The 18381-nt window shown below is 69.5% G+C and carries 18 protein-coding genes; 16 read left to right on the top strand and 2 right to left on the bottom strand.

Annotated elements, in window-relative coordinates; all coding sequences use genetic code 11:
• Both H3O04_RS01370 and H3O04_RS01365 read right to left on the bottom strand, forming a co-directional pair.
• Positions 1–650 (bottom strand): ferritin-like domain-containing protein (locus H3O04_RS01370; RefSeq protein WP_202586955.1); only part of this gene is annotated, 650 nt, incomplete at its 3' end.
• A gap of 29 nt (positions 651–679) precedes the next feature.
• Positions 680–1627, bottom strand: a complete 948-nt coding sequence (locus tag H3O04_RS01365) for a fatty acid desaturase family protein (RefSeq protein ID WP_011694954.1) — start codon at positions 1625–1627, stop codon at positions 680–682.
• Between H3O04_RS01365 and H3O04_RS01360 the strand changes: the two genes are divergently transcribed.
• From H3O04_RS01360 to H3O04_RS01285, 16 genes are all read left to right on the top strand, one after another.
• The gene (locus H3O04_RS01360) at positions 1626–1799 is read left to right on the top strand and encodes a hypothetical protein (RefSeq protein ID WP_154316539.1); all 174 of its coding nucleotides are present in this window, start codon (positions 1626–1628) and stop codon (positions 1797–1799) included. The genes H3O04_RS01365 and H3O04_RS01360 overlap by 2 nt on opposite strands.
• 248 nt (positions 1800–2047) lie before the next feature.
• Positions 2048–3811, top strand: coding sequence for a fatty acyl-AMP ligase (locus H3O04_RS01355; protein WP_334028258.1), 1764 nt, complete (start codon positions 2048–2050; stop codon positions 3809–3811).
• Positions 3808–4518, top strand: a complete 711-nt coding sequence (locus tag H3O04_RS01350; RefSeq protein ID WP_027811818.1) for an ABC transporter ATP-binding protein — start codon at positions 3808–3810, stop codon at positions 4516–4518. The genes H3O04_RS01355 and H3O04_RS01350 overlap by 4 nt, the downstream gene beginning before the upstream one ends.
• Positions 4490–5707, top strand: coding sequence for an ABC transporter permease (locus H3O04_RS01345; protein WP_202586949.1), 1218 nt, complete (start codon positions 4490–4492; stop codon positions 5705–5707). The genes H3O04_RS01350 and H3O04_RS01345 overlap by 29 nt, the downstream gene beginning before the upstream one ends.
• Positions 5704–6456: an outer membrane lipoprotein-sorting protein gene (locus H3O04_RS01340; protein ID WP_202586948.1), complete on the top strand. Its 753-nt coding sequence runs from the start codon at positions 5704–5706 to the stop codon at positions 6454–6456. Before H3O04_RS01345 ends, H3O04_RS01340 begins: the two co-directional genes overlap by 4 nt.
• Positions 6446–7774: a hypothetical protein gene (locus tag H3O04_RS01335; RefSeq protein WP_200161199.1), complete on the top strand. Its 1329-nt coding sequence runs from the start codon at positions 6446–6448 to the stop codon at positions 7772–7774. Before H3O04_RS01340 ends, H3O04_RS01335 begins: the two co-directional genes overlap by 11 nt.
• Before the next feature lie 13 nt (positions 7775–7787).
• Complete coding sequence (locus H3O04_RS01330; protein ID WP_202586947.1) at positions 7788–8873, top strand: hypothetical protein; 1086 nt, start codon at positions 7788–7790, stop codon at positions 8871–8873.
• A 58-nt stretch (positions 8874–8931) separates the two neighbouring features.
• Positions 8932–9186, top strand: coding sequence for an acyl carrier protein (locus H3O04_RS01325; RefSeq protein WP_006481176.1), 255 nt, complete (start codon positions 8932–8934; stop codon positions 9184–9186).
• 7 nt (positions 9187–9193) lie between these two features.
• On the top strand, positions 9194–10069 hold the full coding sequence (locus H3O04_RS01320) for a hypothetical protein (protein ID WP_054928606.1): 876 nt from the start codon (positions 9194–9196) through the stop codon (positions 10067–10069).
• 1 nt (position 10070) lies between these two features.
• Entirely contained in the window at positions 10071–10700 is a 630-nt protein-coding gene (locus H3O04_RS01315) for a hypothetical protein (RefSeq protein WP_202586946.1), read from the top strand.
• 1 nt (position 10701) lies between these two features.
• Positions 10702–11685 (top strand): ferritin-like domain-containing protein, encoded by a 984-nt coding sequence (locus H3O04_RS01310; RefSeq protein WP_034176080.1) that lies wholly within the window; start codon positions 10702–10704, stop codon positions 11683–11685.
• Positions 11686–11688: 3 nt separating this feature from the next.
• Positions 11689–12672, top strand: coding sequence for a 3-oxoacyl-ACP synthase (locus tag H3O04_RS01305; RefSeq protein WP_202586945.1), 984 nt, complete (start codon positions 11689–11691; stop codon positions 12670–12672).
• Positions 12662–13834, top strand: coding sequence for a PLP-dependent decarboxylase (locus tag H3O04_RS01300; RefSeq protein WP_202586944.1), 1173 nt, complete (start codon positions 12662–12664; stop codon positions 13832–13834). Before H3O04_RS01305 ends, H3O04_RS01300 begins: the two co-directional genes overlap by 11 nt.
• A 16-nt stretch (positions 13835–13850) precedes the next feature.
• The gene (locus H3O04_RS01295) at positions 13851–15440 is read left to right on the top strand and encodes an acyl-CoA ligase (AMP-forming), exosortase A system-associated (protein WP_202586943.1); all 1590 of its coding nucleotides are present in this window, start codon (positions 13851–13853) and stop codon (positions 15438–15440) included.
• Complete coding sequence (locus H3O04_RS01290) at positions 15437–16531, top strand: hypothetical protein (RefSeq protein WP_202586942.1); 1095 nt, start codon at positions 15437–15439, stop codon at positions 16529–16531. The genes H3O04_RS01295 and H3O04_RS01290 overlap by 4 nt, the downstream gene beginning before the upstream one ends.
• Entirely contained in the window at positions 16531–18381 is a 1851-nt protein-coding gene (locus H3O04_RS01285; RefSeq protein WP_043887783.1) for an acyl-CoA dehydrogenase, read from the top strand. Before H3O04_RS01290 ends, H3O04_RS01285 begins: the two co-directional genes overlap by 1 nt.

Genomic DNA, 18381 nt, shown 5'->3' with positions numbered 1-18381 from the left:
GTGTCGCGCGGGAACAGCGCCTGGTTCACGTGCAGGTTGGTCGGGTGCAGCGGCTTCTCGGTGCGGCGCGCCGACGCCATCAGCACGCCGATCTTCGCGAAGGCGGCACGCGCGACGTCGCCGCAGTCGTTCAGCGCTTTCTTCATATAGCGCAGGTACGCGCCGCCATGACGCGCTTCATCGCGCGAAATCGTTTCGTAGATCTGCTTGATGACGGGCTCGGTGTGCCAGTCGGCCGCGCAGCGGTACCAGTGGTTCAAACGGATTTCGCCGCAGAAGTGCAGCATCAGCGTCTCGAGCGGCGGCGCGGGATCGAACTCGAAGCGCACCGCGTGCAGCTCCGCTTCGGTCGGCACCCTCTCCGGCCTGAAGCGGCGCAGGTATTCCATCAGCACGAGCGAATGCTTCTGCTCCTCGAAGAACCACACGCTCATGAACGCGGAGAAGTCGCTGTCGTGCCGGTTGTCGCGCAGGAACATCTCCGTCGCGGGCAGCGCCGACCATTCGGTGATCGCGTTCATCCTGATCGTATCGGCCTGCTCGTCGGTGAGCAACGCGGGATCGAACCGGTTCCACGGGATGTCCTTCTCCATGTCCCAGCGGACCGCTTCGAGCGACCTGAAAAGTTCCGGATAGAGCATCGTCGTCACCATCGTGGCAAGGCGTTCGGCACTGGCGCTCACGCCGATTGCGTGGACGCCGGCGCAGCCGCTTCGGCATCGGGCTCGCGATCGTCCCGATCGTCGTCCACCGAGCGCGGCGACAGCCGGCCGCGCAGCAACGCGTAGTAGAACTGCCGATACGTGCGGTGGTAATAGCGGATGCGCGGCGCGATCGCGCCATGCAGATCGTGCAACCGCTCGATCGGCAGGCTCGGCATCATGTGATGCTCGACGTGATAGTTGTTGCCGTTCGTGAACCACGTCATGAACGCGTTGCTCTCGATCGTCCGCGTGTTGCGGAACGGATCGGTACTCGTCAGGTCGCAGCGATAGTGCTCCGGCATTTCGACCAGCGCATGCACGGGCGCCGCGACGAACACGAGCGGCACGACCCACACCCAGACGACGCACCACGTGTGCAAGGCGAACGACAGCGCGGCCAGCAGCGCGATCGCCGCGGCCATCAGCAGATAGTCGCGGCGGATCGCGCGCGACACGAGCGCGTTGTCGCCGAAGCGCGCGCCCGGCACGACGAGCTTCGCGACGTTCTTCGCGAACTGGATATAGTGCGCGGCCATCGACAGCCGCCAGGCCCACAGCCCGACATTGACGACGGGGCTCGCGCCGTACTGGTCGCCGTAGTCGAAGAACTCCTTGTTCTCCGGCGTGCCGAGCAGCCGGTGATGACGCAGGTGGCTGTCCTGGTACGCATGGAACGACACGAGCATCGGCATGCCGAGCAGCACGCCGAACACCATGTTCAGGCGCTTGCTGCGAAACCCCTGGTAATGCAGCGCCTGGTGCTGCAGCTCGACGCCGTGCGCATACATCGCACCGATCAGCAGAATGCCGACGATCTTCAGGATCACGAGCGCCGACAGCGCGAACATCATCCCGTGCGCGATGAGCGCTGCGTAGACCACCAGCTTCAGCGAGAAGACCACGCCGCTCGGGCGGCTCTTCATGTCTGCAACCGGTTTCGATCGGGCGACAAGCGATGAGGTGACGGACAAGACGCTCTCCTTGAGCCGGGCCCTGCCCGGCACGATGACGCGGCGGCGCTGGCGCGCTGCCGGGATGCAATTCTTCTGTGAGTCGATGTTTCGGACAAACGAATTTTCCGAACGCATTGCATGACGCCTGCGCATGAGCGCACCACATCGTGAACTAGACGACCGGTCGAATGAGACCGACCAGTCACCTAGGACTGGCTCACAGAGATAACGAACGTGTGCTGCCCCGAGTGGATGCGCTCCGCTCATGCATAGCGTGCATAGATTCCGTTTGTCGCGGCGAATCGATCCGGCAAGAATCCACCTCACTCGACGAACGGCGCCGCCGGCACCGTGGCGCGAGCGGCCGTGTTCCTCAAGGGGAGAATCCTCGTGACGAAGTACGCATCCACCATTCACCGCCTGATCGAATCGCTCGAGGACGTGGCGGGCGCCATGCATCGCATGACGTTCGTCGACGACGCGGGCCACGAAGCGGGCATCACGTACCGGCACTTCGCGGAAGAGGTTTTTCGTCAGGCCGGCGCGCTGCGCGAGCTCGGGGTACGCGAGAACGATCTGGTGATGCTCGCGCTGCCGGCGTCGGTCGAGCATGCAGCCGCGATGATGGCCTGCGTGATGACCGGTGCACTGCCCTGCACCGTGCCCGTTCCCATGCGGCGTGCGGCGGCCGGGAGACAAGTGGCGGACGTCGCGTGCGAGCTGTACCGGCCGCGCCTCGTGGTTGCCGCGGACGCGCAAGCCGCGGCCTGGCGCGACGATGCGTTTCCCGCGGCCGCCACGCGCGTGGTCGATCTCGCGACGCTATCGAGCGCGGCCGACGCCGGCGCGCGCGCGCTGATCAGTTCCAAGAGCGGCCGCGATCCGCATCATGTTCAGCTCACGTCCGGTTCGACGTCGCATCCGAAGGCCGCGGTGCTCAGCCACGAGAACGTGATCGCGAACGTGCTCGGCATCGGCGGATCGGTGCGCTTCGACATCGCGGCCGGCGACGGCACCGCGTCGTGGCTGCCGCTCTATCACGACATGGGGCTGCTCACGCTGCTGTCGAACCTGCATTACCGCGCGCCGCTGCTGATGATGCAGCCGAACAGCTTCATCCGGAATCCGCTCGGCTGGCTGAAGCGCATCGCGTCGGCGCGCGCAACGACGACGTCGGTGCCGACCTTCGCGCTGCGCTACTGCGTGCGCCGCTTCAACGCCGCCGCGATGGACGGCGTCGATCTGTCCGCGTGCCGCAACATCTTCATCGGCGGCGAACGCGTGGACGACGCGACGCTGCGCGATTTCGCCGCGACATTCGCGCCGTACGGGCTGGCAGCGTCGGCGCTGCAACCGTGCTACGGGATGGCCGAATCGACGCTCGCGGTATCGATGCATCGCGCATGGCACGAAGGCGCGGTCGACGGCGCGCCGTACGTGATCGCCGATACGCTCGACCGGCGCGCGCTGATCGAGCGCCGCGACGCGCAGCCGGCCGCCGCGAACGACGGCCAGGACACAGAGACCGAAACGGTGCTCGCGATGGGCACGCCGATCGACGGGATGGCGTTCCGCATCCTCGACGACGGCGGCCATGCGCTGGCCAACCGCGCGGTCGGCGAAGTCGCGATCCGCGGCACGTCGGTGATGCTCGGCTACCTGAACCCCGACGACGGCACGATCGCCGCGCCGCTGACGGCCGACGGCTGGTTCCGCACCGGCGACATCGGCTACGTCGCGGACGGCCAGCTGCATATCCTCGGCCGCAAGAAGGAAGTCATCATCATCCGCGGCAGCAACTATTTCCCGCACGAGATCGAGGAAGCGCTCGCGTCGCACAGCGCGCTGCGCAAGAGCACCTGCATCGCGTTCGGCCTGCCCGATCCCGAAACCGGCACCGAGCGCCTGGTCGTCGCGATCGAGGCGCGGCCCGTCGACGCGACGCCGCAAACGCGCACCGAGTGCCAGCAGTTGCTCGCGTCGCGCATCGGCTTCGCCGCGCAGGATCTGTGTTTCGTCGAGCCCGGCTCGCTGCCGCGCACGACGAGCGGCAAGCTGCAGCGCCTGAAGTGTCGCGATCTCTATGCGAACGGCGCGCTGCCCGTGATTCCCGCGTCGGCCGCCGTCGAAGCCGGCCAGGGAGCGTTCGCATGACGGCCGCGTCCCTCGCCCCGGTGCTCGAACTGCGCGACGTCACGCGCACATACGAAGGCGCGGGCCGCGTCGTCGCGGTGCGCGGCGCGACGATCTCGATCGGGCAGCGCGACGTCGTCGCGCTCGTCGGGCCGTCGGGCAGCGGCAAAAGCACGCTGCTCAACCTCGCCGGCTTTCTCGACGTGCCGACGAGCGGCGAACGCTGGCTCGAAGGCCGCCGCATCGATGATGCGCCGGACACGCTCGAACGAATTCGCCGCGAACGCATCGGCTTCGTGTTCCAGCAATTCAACCTGATTCCGGTGATGTCGGCGCTCGAGAACGTCGAGCTCGGCTGCTTCGCATGGGGCACGCCGCGCACGCGGCGCGAACGCGCCCGCGCGATGCTCGACGCGGTGGGGCTCGCCGCGCGCGAGCGGCATCGCCCCGGCGAGTTGTCCGGCGGCGAACAGCAGCGCGTCGCGCTGGCCCGCGCGCTCGCCAAGGAGCCGGCGATCGTGATCGCGGACGAGCCGACGGCGAGCCTCGACAGCACCAACGCGCGGGCGGTCGCCGAGCTGATCCTCGACACCAACCGCACGCTGGGCACCGCCTTTCTGATTGCGTCGCACGACGATCGTCTGTGCGCGCACCTGCCGCGCCGCATCGAGATGCGCGACGGCGTACCGGGAGTGAATCGTGAACTGGTCGACGTTTGCGTGGCGTAACCTCTGGCGCAACCGGCGCCGCACCGTGCTGACGATGGCGATGATCGGCGTCGCCGCGTTCGCGTCGAGCCTCGCGCTCGGCTACGTGATCGCAACCTTCGACGCGGTGCGCGAAGGGTCGATCGACAGCGGCGTCGGCCACGTGCAGGTGCTGCATCACGGCTATCTCGACCTGATCGGCGAACGGCCGCTGCAATACGGGCTGACCGCGGACGAGCAGACCGCCGCCACGCAGGCGATTGCCAGGCTGCCCGGCGTCGCGACGACCGCGCGCGGCATCGACTTCGACGGGCTCGTGTCGAACGGCGATCTCAGCTACGGCTTCGTCGGCGAAGGGATCGAGCCGAATCGCGAGCCGCCCGGCTTCTTCGACTATCACACGGTGCTGTCGGGCCGCTATCTGTCGCCGACGAACGCGGGCACCGAAGTCGTCGTCGGCGCCGAACTCGCGCGCAAGCTCGGCGTGCACGTCGGCTCGGTCGTGCAGCTGATGGCGTCGACCGCGCACGGCGGCATCAACGCGACGGACGCGCAGATCGTCGGCGTGATGAGCACCGGCAACAAGGACGTCGACGAACGGATCGTCAACGTGACGTTCACGGCCGCGCAGGCGCTGCTGCGCACCGACCGCGCGTCGCGCATCGCGGTGTTCCTCGAGGACACCGCCGGCACGCCGGCCGCCGCCGCGACGCTGCGCGCGGCGCTGCCGACGCTCGACGTGCGGACCTGGGACCAGCTCGTGTCGCTCTATCACCAGGTCGTCGCGCTGTACAAGAACCAGTTCTCGGTGTTCGGCGCGATTCTCTGCGTGACGATCCTGCTGTCGATGAGCAACTGGATCCTGATGAGCATCGTCGAGCGCCGCCGCGAGATCTCGACGCTGCGCGCGCTCGGCGTGCCGGCCGCCACGGTGCGCGGCGTGCTGATCCAGGAAACCGCGCTGCTCGGCCTGCTCGGCGCGGCCGCCGGCATCGCGCTCGCGCTGCTGACCATGGTCGCGCTCAATCACGCGCAGATCCACCTGCCCGCGCCGCCCGGCCGCGTGAAGCCGATCCTGCTTGAATTCACCGTGTCGCCCGTCGCCGTGGCCGCCGTCGAAGCCGCGTTCGTCGTACTCGGCGTGGCCGCGGCGCTGCTCGCGACGCTCGGGCTCGCGAAACGCAACATCCTCGAAGGACTCGCCCCATGAATCGCATTCGCCACACGTTCGCCGCATTCGCCGCGCTCGTCGCGTGCGCGCCGCTCGCCGCGCAGGCGGCCGACGCGCCGACGGCCCAGACCATGCTCGCCCGCGCCGACGCGTATCGCAGCACGGCCGCCGATACGCAGACGAACATCCAGATCACCAACGAAGTCGGCGGACAGTCCGGCGACGCGACGCGCTATCTCGTCTACACGCGCGGCAACGGCGACACGCTCGCGCTCACGCGCAGCGGCGAGAACGACGGCCAGAAGTACCTCGCGACGACGCGCGGGCACTGGTTCTACGTGCCGAACACGCGCAGCGCGGTACGCATCAACGGGATGCAGCGGCTGCAAGGCGAAGTCGTGATCAGCGACATCACGCGCACGCACTGGGCCGACAGCTATCGCGCGACGGCCGCGCCCGGCACGACGCCGATCGCCGGCAAGCCGGCCACCGAGCTCGACCTGACCGCGACCGATCCCGACAACGTCTACCCGACGATCAAGCTGTGGGTCACGCCCGATACCGACGTGCCGGTGCGCGCGCAGTTCTTCCTGGCGAGCGGCCTGCTGTTTCGCAGCGCCGATTTCTCCGCGCCGGTCGACGCGAACGGCCGCAAGGTGATCCGCAAGATCACGTACCGCAACGAGGTCGAGAAACAGCGCGCGAGCGTCGTCGACATCCTCGACGGCCAGCCGCGCAAGATTCCGTCGGGCTGGTTCAATCCCGACACGCTCGCCGATGGCCAGTGAGTACGACGCCGATGCCGACGCTCATCGTGACCGCCTCCATTCATCGCCCGAACGCGCCCGCCGCGGCTGGCCCGGTGTCGCGCTTGCCATCCCGCTCGCGCTCGGCTGCACGCTCGCGCACGGAGAATCGCTGATGGACCAGCTCGGCACGCTCAACGGCATCGGCTACGCGCGCACCGTCGACAGCATGGACGGCCGCGCGCTGCTCGGCCGCCTGATCGGCGATTCGCCGCGCAACCAGCAGGAAGCCGGCCTGCTCGCGCGCATCGACGGCGAGAACCTGTTCGTGAATGCGCGCGTGGTCGCGAGCAACCACTCGCTCGGCGCGCAGGCGAGCCGCTTCAACGAAGCCGGCGTGCGCTACGCGTTCGACAACGGCATCACGCTCACGGCCGGCAAGCGGATCGATACGCTCGACACGTCGCAGGCATTCTTCCCGCTCGGCTTCTTCCAGAAGCGGGCCGCGACGGCCGACATCTACGATCGCTACGGCGACGTCGAAGGCACGCCGCTCGTCGAAGCGAAATGGGCCGGCGAGCAGACGACGCTGCAGTTCATCGCCGGCGAGAACCGCACGCTGCGCAACGACGTCGACAACCGCGACGTGCAGGGCGCGACGCAGCTCGTACGCGGCGCCTACAACTGGTCGGGCGGCTCGGCCGCGCTGCTCGCCGGCCGTCACGCGGGCCGTGGCGGCACCGGCGCGACGCTGTCGTTCGACGTCGCGCGCTCGAACACCGTCTATGCGAGCGCGTGGGTCGAGCGCGGCACGACGCGGCCGCTGCCCGCTTTCATCGCGAACGGCACACCGCTCGATACGGCGGCCGCGTACGACGCCGTCGATCGCCGCAACGATCGCCAGTACATGTGGCGCAGCGCGCTCGGCATGCAGAGCGCGCTGCCGGGCAACCTGTCGCTGATCGTCGAGTGGTCGCACGACGAAGCGCGTTACGACGCGAGCCAGTGGCGCCGGATGGTCGGCGCGGTGCAGGCGAACAACGCGCTGCTGCCCGTCGCGCCCGGTGCCGCGCTGGCCGGCCTCAGCGGCACGGCCAACTTCGTGAGTGTCGACGGCAGCCTGCGCGACTACCTGTTCGCGCGGCTCGGCAAGAAAGTCGGCCGCATCGAGTATTCGCTGCGCGGCGTCTATTCGCCGCAGGACAAGGGCCTGCTCGCGATCGCGCAGGTCGTTGCCGACGTGAACCAACGCGTGAGCGTCGATGTCGCGCTCACCCACGCCTTCTCCGACAGCCAGTCCGAGTACCGGATGGTCGGTCTCGGCACCCGCATCGACGCCGCCGTGCGCGTGCGTTTCTGACAGGAACCCTGCCATGTCCACGCTTTCCGCCCCCGCCCCGCTCGCACCGTCGCTGCTCTTGCGCGTGGCCGATCAGGCCGCGTATCCGGTGCTGCGCCACCTCGATGCGATCGGCACGCCGCCGCATGCGGCGGCCCGGCTCGTCGAGGCTGCCGCCGTGCGGCTGCTCGACAGCGAGATGGTGATCGCACTGCGCTCCACGGCACCGGACGTGCTGCCCGACGCGTCCGCGTCGACCCCGCTGCGGCATGACGAAGCGCCGCTCACCGAAGCGCTGCTCGAGCAGATCGGCCGCGAAGGGTTTCATCACCTGTTCAAGCCGTTCATGCGCGCGTTCATCCGCATCATGTTCGGGCTGTTCTTCTCGGACGACCAGAATCGCCGCGCCTGCGAGTGTATCGACGCCGGCCACAACTTCGCGTTCCTGATGAGCGACGGCGGCGGCCCGACGTTGGCCGCGTGGCGCACGGTCGTACGCAGCGACGACAACGGGCTCGCGCTGACCGTCGACAAGGTGTGGGGCATCGAGGCGCATCGCGACTGCATGGCCGTCGTCGCCGCGCGCTTGCCCGGCGTGATGTTCCCGGCCGCCTACCTCGTGTGGCCCGACGAATACCGGAAGCTGAAACGCTCGACCTGCGGCGCGCCGTTCCTCGCGGGCAACCTGCAGCTCGCGAACGTCGGCGGCCAGGTGCGCGTCAGCGCCGAGGATCGCCTGCGGATCGGCGGCCCGACCGTATTCAACAAATACCTGACCGTCGTGCGGCCGTACTTCGTCCGCGCGCTGATGGCGCACGTCGGCTGGCTCGAGCGGACCGGCCGCGTCGAACTCGATGCCGATGCGCGCGCCGTGCACCGCTTCATCGCGGACGCCGCGCGCAGCCAGACCGACGACGCGCACTACAGCTTCGGCAAGGTGCAGCGCGTGCTCGCGATCAAGCTGCTGTCGAACGAGTTCCTGAGCGCGCTCGTACGCGACGGCAACGTGCCGCTGTTCGACGACCAGCGCGACCTGCTGGCGTTTTCGAAGATGGAAGGCAGTTCGTACCGTTGTTATCACGAGCTTCGCAAGAGCCTGCGCTGCGAAGCCGGCAGTTGACCCACGCGACAGGCCGATCGATCCCGATCAAATCCACTCAACTTCAGGAGCTCCCCTCATGACGACCCAGAACGTTCCGGCCGACGCGCTCGACATCCTGTCCCGCGAAGTCGCGAAGATCCTCAACGTCGAAACCGTCGACACGGACGCCGGCATCGGCGAACTCGGCATCGACTCGCTGAACATCGTCGAGCTGATCGTGTTCTGCGAACAGCTTTACGGTTCGATCGATCCGGAAGCGCTGAACATCACGCAGTACACGACGCTGCAGCAGCTCGACGCGCAACTGCGCAGCCAGCAGCACGCGGCCTGATACGGCGATGCTCGCGCCTCTTGCCCCCGTGGCGGCCGCCGCCGTCCAGCCGGCCCCGGCGACCGCGCTAACCGTGCAGGCGCTCGCGTACCGGCGCGTCGCGCCGTCGCGCGACGGCGCGGCCGTGCCGCTCGACGATACGGCCCGCGCGATCGGCACGCTCGCGTGCGCCGAACGCGAGCGGCTGTGCGGTGCGATCGGCGCGGACGACTACGTGGTCAGCTCGACGATCCTGTCGATGCTGTTGATGAACGATTCGCCGCAGCATCGCGTGTTCGCGCAGGCCCTTGCCGGTGCGAACGACTACACGCCCGACTGGATGACCTGCTCGTACGAATGCGCGGGCTGGGGTTACGTGCTGCGCCGCGCGCTCGCGACCGCGGCGGAAACCGGGCCGCGTACGCTGCTGCTGCAGATCGTCGACGTCGACGTGCACGGCTACACGTACTGGCACGGCAATCCCGCGTGGGGGCGCTCGGGCTTCGGCGTCTGCACGCTGCTCGTCGACGTCGGCCGCGAACCGGCGCAGTCGGTCATCGCGGACGCCGCGCCGCCGGCCAGCGCGGTCGTGCGGCTCGGCCGCGACATCCGCACGTTCTGCGCGGCGCGCCCCGGCCTGCACGCGGCGCTGCCGTTCTTTCCGGCCACGTCGCGCCGTGCGCTGCTCGCGTCGGTCGGCAAGACGCCGCTGCTGCCGGACGGCCACGGCGTGTTCGGTCATGCGTTCGGCAGCGACCCGTGGCTGTCGGTGCTGCTCGCGCACCGCGACGGCGACACGCCGCGCCGCGCGGCCGTCTGCTCGCTCGCGCTGAACGGCTATTACGCGATCGCCGACGTCGCGTTCGCGCCGGACGCGACGTTTTCTCTCGACGGCGAGGCGTGACATGGTGCGACCCGTTCACTTCACCTACCGGATCGAGCGCGACGCGCGACAGCCCGTGGCGGTCGCGGCCAGCGCGTACCGGATGCCGCTCGACACGCCGGCCGACTATGCGCGCGCCGCGCTCGCGGAAGCGGCCGGCGATGCGTATGACGCGGGCAATACGTACGACGTGGCCGGCGGCGAGCGCCGCGTGCTGCTCGATCACGTGCAGTATTTCGCGTTCCTCGCGGAAGTCACCGCGCGGATTCGCGACGCCGTGCATCCGGATGCCCGCCTGTTCATCGAGGTGTGCGCACCGTATTTCGGCGCGCTGCCGGCCGAACTGCTCGCCCCGCACGTGCTGCTCGGCGTGCACCTGTACGACGAAGCATTGCGCGACGCATCGCGCGGCGCGCCGGTCGTGTGGATCGGCGACCGCATCCTGCGCGACGCGGAATTCGCCGGCGACAACCGCGTGTGCTGCGCGATCTGGCCCGCGCGGCTCGCCGATGCGTTCGACGCGCAACTGCGCGGCGCGTGGCCGTCGTTCGCGATCCGCGTCGAACCGCACCCGGGCGCGTCGCGCGCCGCCGCTCCGTTCACCGATTCCGCCCATTATTCCGGCGCCGCCGCGCGGCCGGGGAGACCCTGACATGAATGACACGCTTACCGTGATGCAGGACACGGCCGATATCCGCTGGTCGATGCCCGTCGACGCGCTGATGTCGAACGACTACGCGCTGCGCGAAGAGGCGCTGAACCGGCTGTACGAGAAGGCGAAGGCCGCGCAGTGGGACGTCGCGACCGACGTCGACTGGAGCCACGACCTCGACCCGGCGAACCCGCTCGGCATGCCCGACCCGACGCTGCTGATCTACGGCACCGAGCTGTGGGGCAAGCTCGCGGACGCCGACAAGCGCGAGGTGCGCCATCACGCGCAGGGCTGGCTGCTGTCGCAGATCCTGCACGGCGAGCAGGCCGCGCTGATCTGCGCGTCGAAGCTCGCGTCGGCCGAGGATGGCCTCAGCGCGCGGCTGTGCGCGGCCGCGCAGATGATGGACGAAGCGCGCCACGTCGAGGCGTACGCGAAGCTCGTCAACGAAAAGCTCGACGTCAGCTACCCGATGAGCCGCTCGCTGAAGGGGCTGCTGCACGACACGATCACGAGCAGCGCGCTCGACATGACGAACCTCGGGATGCAGGTGCTGGTCGAGGGCATCGCGCTGTCGATCTTCCAGAGCGTCGTCGCGTACAGCACCGATCCGTTCATCAAGGACCTGTTCCTGCGAATCCAGCGCGACGAAGCACGCCACTTCGCGGTCGGCCGGATCACGCTGTGCCGCGTGTACGCGGAGATGAGTTCGCACGAACTGCGCGAGCGCGAGGAGTTCATCTGCGAAGGCGCGGCCGTGCTGTACGAGCACCTGTGCGCGGACGACATCTGGGAACCGATGGGGCTGTCCAAGCGTGAATGCAGCGCGATGGTGCGCGAATCGCCGGTGTCGAGCTCGATCCGCCGCTCGATCTTCCGGCGCCTGGTGCCGACGATCCGCGAGATGGGCCTGCTCACGCCGACCGTGCAGGCGACCTTCGAAAAGCTCGACGTCCTCGACTACGCGGCGATGCCGCTCAACTGAACCATGACGACGACCTCCTCCCAAGCGTCACGCGATTTCTGGATCGGCATCGACGCGGTGGCCTACGAGCTGCCGGGCCCGCCCGTCGATATCGAGGCCTGGGCCGCCGAGCGCGACTATCCGGCGCAGCGGGCGGCCGCGATCGCGCAGTCGGGCAGCCGCTATTTCCACATGGCGCTCGACACCAGCGAGACCGATCTCGCGATCGCGGCGGTCGGCCGGCTGCTCGACACCGCGCGCGTGCAGCCGGCCGACGTCGGTGCGATCGTGCACGTCCACACGCAGCAATTCAGCGTGCCGCCCGCGCCGCGCAGCCTGCCGCATGAAGTGGCTGCGCAGTTCGGCATCGAGCCGCTGTGGCTCGGCTCCGTCGCTCAACTGAACTGCGTGTCGGTCGCGGCCGGCATCGAGACCGTGCGCGCGCTGATGCGCCGCCATCCGCAGCTTGACGCGGCGCTCGTCGTGTCGTCGGACCGCGTGTACGGCGAGGATTACCGGATGCGGCAGATGACCGGCGTGCAGTGCGACGGCGCGGCCGCGATGCTGATCGCGCGCAACAGCACGAAGAACCGGCTCGGCGGCATCGCGATCGAGACGCACGCGAAATGGCATCGCGGGTCGGACACGGTCGCCGCGAACGAGGCCGACCTGATCATGATGGAATGGCCGTACACGCGCCGCGCGATCGACGCGGCCGTCGCGCTCGAGCCGCATGCGCTCGACGCGTACGAACTCGTGCTGCCGCACAACGCCGACCTGCCCGGCTGGAACGCGCTGTGCCGCGCGATGCGCGTGCCGGCCGAGCGGCTCTACGCGGACAACATCCATGCGCGCGGCCACGCGTGCTGTTCGGATTTTCCGATCAACCTGGCCGACGTCGGGCTCGATGCGCTCGCGCATGGCCGGCGCGTGCTCGGCGTGATGCAGTCGAACTGCGGCGCGTATGCGGCCGCCACGCTCCATCCGGTGGGCCGCCATGACGCCTGAGCGCCCGCTTCCCGCCGCCGATCACGCGTGGATCGCCGATCTGCGCACGCCGTGCTACGTGTACGAGCCGGAGATCGCAATCGCCCGCTACCGGTCGCTGAAGGCGCGGCTCGGCACGCGGCTGATCGTGTCGCTAAAGGCGAATCCGAACCAGGACATGCTCGCGCGCTGCGCGCATGCGTACGAAGACGGCGTCGAACTCGCGAGCCGCGGCGAACTCGACGCGGTGATCGGCCGGATCAAGACGCCGCGCTACCTGAACAATCCGTCGATGGACGAGATGTTCATGCGTGCCGGGCTCGCGTCGCGCTGCCATTTCGTGCTCGACAACCCGGACGCGGTCGCGCGCTTCGTGCCGCTCGCCCGCGAAGCGGCGGCCGGCGGCAGCACGCCGGGCGCGGTGCTGCTGCGCGTGAATGCCGGCGCGCTGGCGGGTGAACAGGCGCGCGCACTGTGGCACGACCACTTCGGGATGACGCCGAACGAGGCGCACGACGCGGTGCGCACGCTCGCGGCTGCCGGCCTGCCGGTGGCCGGGCTGCACGTCTTCTCCGGCCCGCATTCGTTCATCCGCCAGGACCCGACGCAGCCCGACACGCTCGTGTTGCCCGAATTGCTCGCCGCGCTGGCCCGCGATCTCGCACCCGCCAACGGCGCGCCGCTCGGTTCGCTGAGCCTCGGCGGCGGCTTTGCCGACGATCACCCGGGCGATGCCGCATTCGACCGCTATGCCGCCGCGCTCGCGCCGCTGGCCGGCCCCTATTCGCTCGCGCACGAATCGGGCCGCGCGATCTTCGCCGATGCGGGCGTGTTCGCGACGCGCGTCGTCGCGGTGAAGACATGGCAGGACCGCACGATCGCCGTCTGCGACGGCGGGCTGTCGCATGCGTTCCTGCTCGCGCAGACCGAATCGGTGATGCGCCGCCTCGCCGCGCCGTCGCTCGTGCGCCGCACGCCCGCGCCGCCGCCGCGCGGCGTGCCGACGCTCTACGTCGGCAGCACCTGCAGCCGCGCGGACGTGATCGGCCGCGACGACGCGGGCGCGCCGCCGCAGGTCGGCGACATCGCGGTGTTCGAGCGCTGCGGCGCGTATCACCGCACGTACTCGATGGCGCATTTCCTGTCCCACGAAGCCGCGCACGTGTACGTGCGGCCGGCCTGAACCCGAGGAGCCGATCATGAACGCATTGATCAGCATCGCCGACCTGCTCGAACACGGCGCCGCGCGCTGGCCGCATCATCCGGCGTATGCCGACGGCGGCGGCACCCTGACTTACGACCAGCTCGCCCGCGCGGTCCGGCGCGCCGCCGCCGTACTCGCGGCGCGCGGCGCGCAGCCCGGCGAACGCGTCGCGATCTACGCGCCGAAGCGCATCGAAACCGTGGTCGCGATGCTCGCGGCCAACGCACTCGGCGCGATCTTCGTACCGGTCAATCCGCAGTTGAAGGAAGCGCAGATCGAACACATCGTCGCCGACAGCGGCGCCGCGCTGTTCGTGACCGGCGCGCAGCGGCTCAAGCGCCTGCCGGCGCTCGCCGCACTCGTCGGCGGGCGCACGCTGCTGATCGAGGAGCTGGCCGACGCGATCGATTCGCCGGGCACCGACACACCGGCATCGGCATCGGCAGCGGCCCCCGCCGGCCGCCCGGTCGACGACGATCCGGCCGCGCTGCTCTACACGTCCGGCTCGACCGGCAAGCCGAAGGGCGTCGTCGTGTCGCATCGCAACCTGGTGTCGGGCGCGTTCAGCGTCGCGGCGTACCAGCGCCTCGCCGACGACGACGTCGTGCTCGGCGTGCTGCCGCTCAGCTTCGACGCGGGCCTGAGCCAGCTCACGACCGCGCTGGCATCCGGCGCGTGCTACACGCCGCTCGACTTCCTGCAGCCGGCCGAAGTGCCGCGCCATTGCGATGCGTTCGGCGTCACGTCGATCACCGGTGTGCCGCCGCTGTGGATGCAGATCGCGTCCGCCGGCTGGAGCGACACCGCACGCACGCGGGTCCGCCGCTTCGCGAACACCGGCGGCCATCTCGCGACGCCGCTGCTGCACCGCCTGCAGGCGCTGTTCACGCACGCTTCGCCGTACCTGATGTACGGGCTGACCGAGGCGTTCCGCTCGACCTATCTGGCGCCGGCCGACGCGGCGCTGCGCCCGACGTCGATCGGCAAGGCCGTGCCGAACGCGGAGATCCTCGTGCTGCGCGCGGACGGCAGCGAATGCGCGGCCGACGAACCCGGCGAGCTCGTGCACCGCGGCGCGTTCGTCACGCTCGGCTACTGGAACCGGCCCGAGCTGACCGCGCAGCGCTTTCGTCCGCTGCCGCGCCGGCACGGCGAGATTCCGCGCCCGGACGTCGCCGTGTGGTCGGGCGACATCGTGCGGCGCGACGCGGACGGCTACCTGTACTTCGTCGCGCGCGGCGACGACATGATCAAGACGTCCGGCTATCGCGTGAGCCCGACCGAGGTCGAGGACGTGCTGTTCGCGCTGCCGCACATCCGCGAGGCCGCGGTGTTCAGCGTCCCGCACCCGGCGCTCGGTGAAGCGATCGCCGCGTGCGTCGTGTCGACGCTCGACGCCGACGCGTGCCGCGCCGACATCGCCCGCGCATGCCGCGACGCGTTGCCCACCTACATGAACCCGCTCGTCGTCGAGCCGCTGCCGACGTTGCCGCGCAACCCGAACGGCAAGATCGACCGACCCGCATTGAAAGCGCAGTATCGCGACGCGTTCGCGCGCCCGAACCTCGAGGAGACCGCAGCATGAGCCTGTCGACGCTCGATGAAACCTGTGTCGGCGCGCCGCGCGTCGCCGCGCCCGGCACGCTCGCGCTGTCCGGCGGCGTCGTGGTGCTGCCGCCCGCCGTCGTGTTCAGCGCGATCCAGGCGCAGGAGCGCCACCCCGGCTACCGGCACCTGCTGCTGCCGCAGGCGCGCTTTGCGCGGCCGCGCGGCATGGGCGCGTTGACGCCCGACGAAGGCACGCGCCTCGCGCCGGGCGGCCGGCCCGCGCTGCGCGTCGCGCCGCCCGGGCGCAGCCTCGCCGATCTCGCCGCCGACGCGGCGCTGGACCTGCGCGACCAGCTCGGCTCCGGCGCGCTGGCCCGCACGACGCACGTGATCGTCGCCAGTTGCGCGCTCAACGAAGGGATCGGCGACTCGGTCGTCGGCCGCATGCAGTACGAACTCGGGCTGCAGCGCGTGACGCCGTTCGCGCTCGGCCAGAACGGCACGCTCGGCTGGTATTCGGCGCTGATGCTGCTCGACGGGCTGCTGCTCGACGAAGGCGACCAGGCGCTCGTGATCCTCAGCGACAAGTGGCTCTACCCGTTCTTCCGCCAGTTCGGCGACCTGGTCGGCTACGGCGACGCGGCCGCCGCGCTGCTCGTGTCGCGCGCGGGCCCGGCGCCGGAACCTGCGGCGTGGGGCGGCGTACGGTCCGTCGCGCTCGAATTCGGGCCATCGATCACGGACCCGTGGGCCGATGCGCCAACCGCGCTGCGCGACACGCTCGCGCCGGTCGCCGCCCGCGCGATCCGCCGCGCGCTCGAACAGGCCAACCTGCGCGCGAACCAGATCGACTGGTGCATGCCGCCCGGCTTCGATCCCGGCTTCGCGGCGCGCGTGGCCGACGCCGCGTCGATTCCGGTCGCCGCGCGCATCCAGCACGACGGCTCGGGCCATCTGTCGTCGGCCGAATCGGCCGCCGCGCTGATCCGGCTCGCGGGCGCGCTCGACGAAGGCGAACGCCGCACGGTGCTCGTGTGGGACGCGGCGCTGCATGGCGCGGCAGCGGCCGCCGTGGTCGACCTGGCCGGCGGGCTCGACGCCGCGCTCGATATCGAAGGAGACGCATGATGAGCGCATACAAGGTGAGCCTGCGCGAACTGCGCTTCTTTCTGTGGGAACTGTTCGAGGCCGACAAGCGGTTCCTGGCGGAACACGGCCTGTACGGCACGCACGATCGCGCGTCGATCGATGCGCTGCTCGAACGTGCACGCGATTTTGCGCTCGATCTCGGGCGCAGCTACCAGCAGGCCGACGTCGAGGGCTGCACGCTGCTCGACGACGGCCAGGTACGGATTCCTTCGCATTTCCACGCGCTGTGGGCGCGCTTTCGCGACGAATGGTCGAACACGCTGTTCGGCACCGCGCACGGGCTGCCGCCGATCGTCACGCAGATGATCTACGAGATGTTCATGGGCGCGAATCCGTCGTTCATGACCTACGGCGGCTTCACGCGCCCCGCGGTCAAGCTGCTGCAGATGCACGGCACGCCGCACCAGAAGGCGCTGATCGCACCGCTCGAAGCGTATCGCTGGGACGCGTGCTTCTGCGCGACCGAGCCGCAGGCCGGCACCGACCTGACCGCCGTGGCGCTGCGCGCGACGCCGCTCGAACGTGATATCTACGCGATCGACGGCGAGAAGGTGTACATCTCGGCCGGCATGCACGAACTGACGGAAAACACGTTGTATTTCGTGCTCGGCCGCATCGATACCGCGTCGCCGGATTCGTTTTCGCTGTCGTGCCTCGTCGTGCCGCGCTTCTGGCCCGACGAGGAAACCGGCGAACTGCGGCCGAACCACGTCGATTGCATCGGCCTGCCGCGCAAGATGGGGCTCAAGGGCTGTGCGAACACGCATCTGGTATTCGGTTCGAACGGCACGACGAAAGGCTGGCTGCTCGGCGGCCGGCGCAACGTCGGTCTGCTGCAGCTGATGCCGCTGATGAACCAGGCGCGCATGAGCACCGGGATGTTCGGCGTCGGCGTCGCGTCGAGCGCGTACCTGCACGCGGTCGAGTATGCGGGCCGCCGGCTGCAGGGCCGGCCGATCGAGCGCGCGTCGAACACCCACGCCGCGCGCGTCGCGATCGTCGAGCACGCGGACGTGCAGCGCATGCTGGTCGACATGAAAAGCCGCGTCGACGGCTGCCGCGGCCTGCTCGGCAAGCTCGCGGCGACCGCGACGCGCGCGGCGATGCTCGAAGCCACGCCCGACGCCGACCCGGCCGAGATCGAGCGCCATCGCAAGCTGCAACTGTTGCTGACGCCGATCTGCAAGGCGTTCATCTCCGACCAGGCGTGGCGCATCTGCGAAACGGCGATCCAGGTGCACGGCGGGCTCGGCTATACCGATGCGAGCCCGGTCGAGCAGAACGCGCGCGACGTCAAGATCCTGTCGATCTGGGAAGGCACGAACTACATCCAGGCGCAGGATCTCGTGCGCGACAAGCTCGGCTTCGGCCGCCATTCGCGGCTGATCCAGTACTACCGCGACGAACTCGACGCGTTCCTCGCGCAGCAGCATCACGCCGGCACGCATGCGGAGCTGCGGCCGCTGTTCGATGCGCTGCGCGCGGGCGCCGACCGGATCGCCGCCGCGCTCGACGACATCGCCCGCGACGTGCAGGACGGCCACACGCATCGCAGCAGCCAGTTCTATACGCGCTTTCTGGAGATGTTCGGCGTGGTCACGTCGGCGTGGGTGCTGCTCGAATCGGCGACGATCGCCACGCGCCGGCTCGATGCGCCGGACACCGCCGACGCGCCGGCCGAGCTGGCGTTCTATCGCGGCAAGCTGAAGAGCGCGCGCTACTACTTCGCGAACGTGCTGCCCGTCGTCGACCAGCACGCGGCCGTGATCGCCGCGATGGCGCACGCGGCGATCAGCGTCAGCAGCGACGAACTTGCCGCGGTGGAATGA

The sequence above is a fragment of the Burkholderia sp. KCJ3K979 genome (genome assembly GCF_016759955.1).
Taxonomy (GTDB): Bacteria; Pseudomonadota; Gammaproteobacteria; order Burkholderiales; family Burkholderiaceae; genus Burkholderia; species Burkholderia orbicola.
This window is presented reverse-complemented; position numbering and strand designations above follow the sequence as displayed.

Bases quoted from the DNA above. Each gene is read 5' to 3' on its own strand.
- H3O04_RS01360 (WP_154316539.1), top strand. From the start codon at position 1,626: ATGTCTGCAACCGGTTTCGATCGGGCGACAAGCGATGAGGTGACGGAC.
- H3O04_RS01365 (WP_011694954.1), bottom strand. From the start codon at position 1,627: ATGAAGAGCCGCCCGAGCGGCGTGGTCTTCTCGCTGAAGCTGGTGGTC.
- H3O04_RS01350 (WP_027811818.1), top strand. From the start codon at position 3,808: ATGACGGCCGCGTCCCTCGCCCCGGTGCTCGAACTGCGCGACGTCACG.
- H3O04_RS01340 (WP_202586948.1), top strand. From the start codon at position 5,704: ATGAATCGCATTCGCCACACGTTCGCCGCATTCGCCGCGCTCGTCGCG.
- H3O04_RS01335 (WP_200161199.1), top strand. From the start codon at position 6,446: ATGGCCAGTGAGTACGACGCCGATGCCGACGCTCATCGTGACCGCCTC.
- H3O04_RS01330 (WP_202586947.1), top strand. From the start codon at position 7,788: ATGTCCACGCTTTCCGCCCCCGCCCCGCTCGCACCGTCGCTGCTCTTG.
- H3O04_RS01325 (WP_006481176.1), top strand. From the start codon at position 8,932: ATGACGACCCAGAACGTTCCGGCCGACGCGCTCGACATCCTGTCCCGC.
- H3O04_RS01320 (WP_054928606.1), top strand. From the start codon at position 9,194: ATGCTCGCGCCTCTTGCCCCCGTGGCGGCCGCCGCCGTCCAGCCGGCC.
- H3O04_RS01315 (WP_202586946.1), top strand. From the start codon at position 10,071: ATGGTGCGACCCGTTCACTTCACCTACCGGATCGAGCGCGACGCGCGA.
- H3O04_RS01310 (WP_034176080.1), top strand. From the start codon at position 10,702: ATGAATGACACGCTTACCGTGATGCAGGACACGGCCGATATCCGCTGG.
- H3O04_RS01305 (WP_202586945.1), top strand. From the start codon at position 11,689: ATGACGACGACCTCCTCCCAAGCGTCACGCGATTTCTGGATCGGCATC.
- H3O04_RS01300 (WP_202586944.1), top strand. From the start codon at position 12,662: ATGACGCCTGAGCGCCCGCTTCCCGCCGCCGATCACGCGTGGATCGCC.
- H3O04_RS01295 (WP_202586943.1), top strand. From the start codon at position 13,851: ATGAACGCATTGATCAGCATCGCCGACCTGCTCGAACACGGCGCCGCG.
- H3O04_RS01290 (WP_202586942.1), top strand. From the start codon at position 15,437: ATGAGCCTGTCGACGCTCGATGAAACCTGTGTCGGCGCGCCGCGCGTC.
- H3O04_RS01285 (WP_043887783.1), top strand. From the start codon at position 16,531: ATGAGCGCATACAAGGTGAGCCTGCGCGAACTGCGCTTCTTTCTGTGG.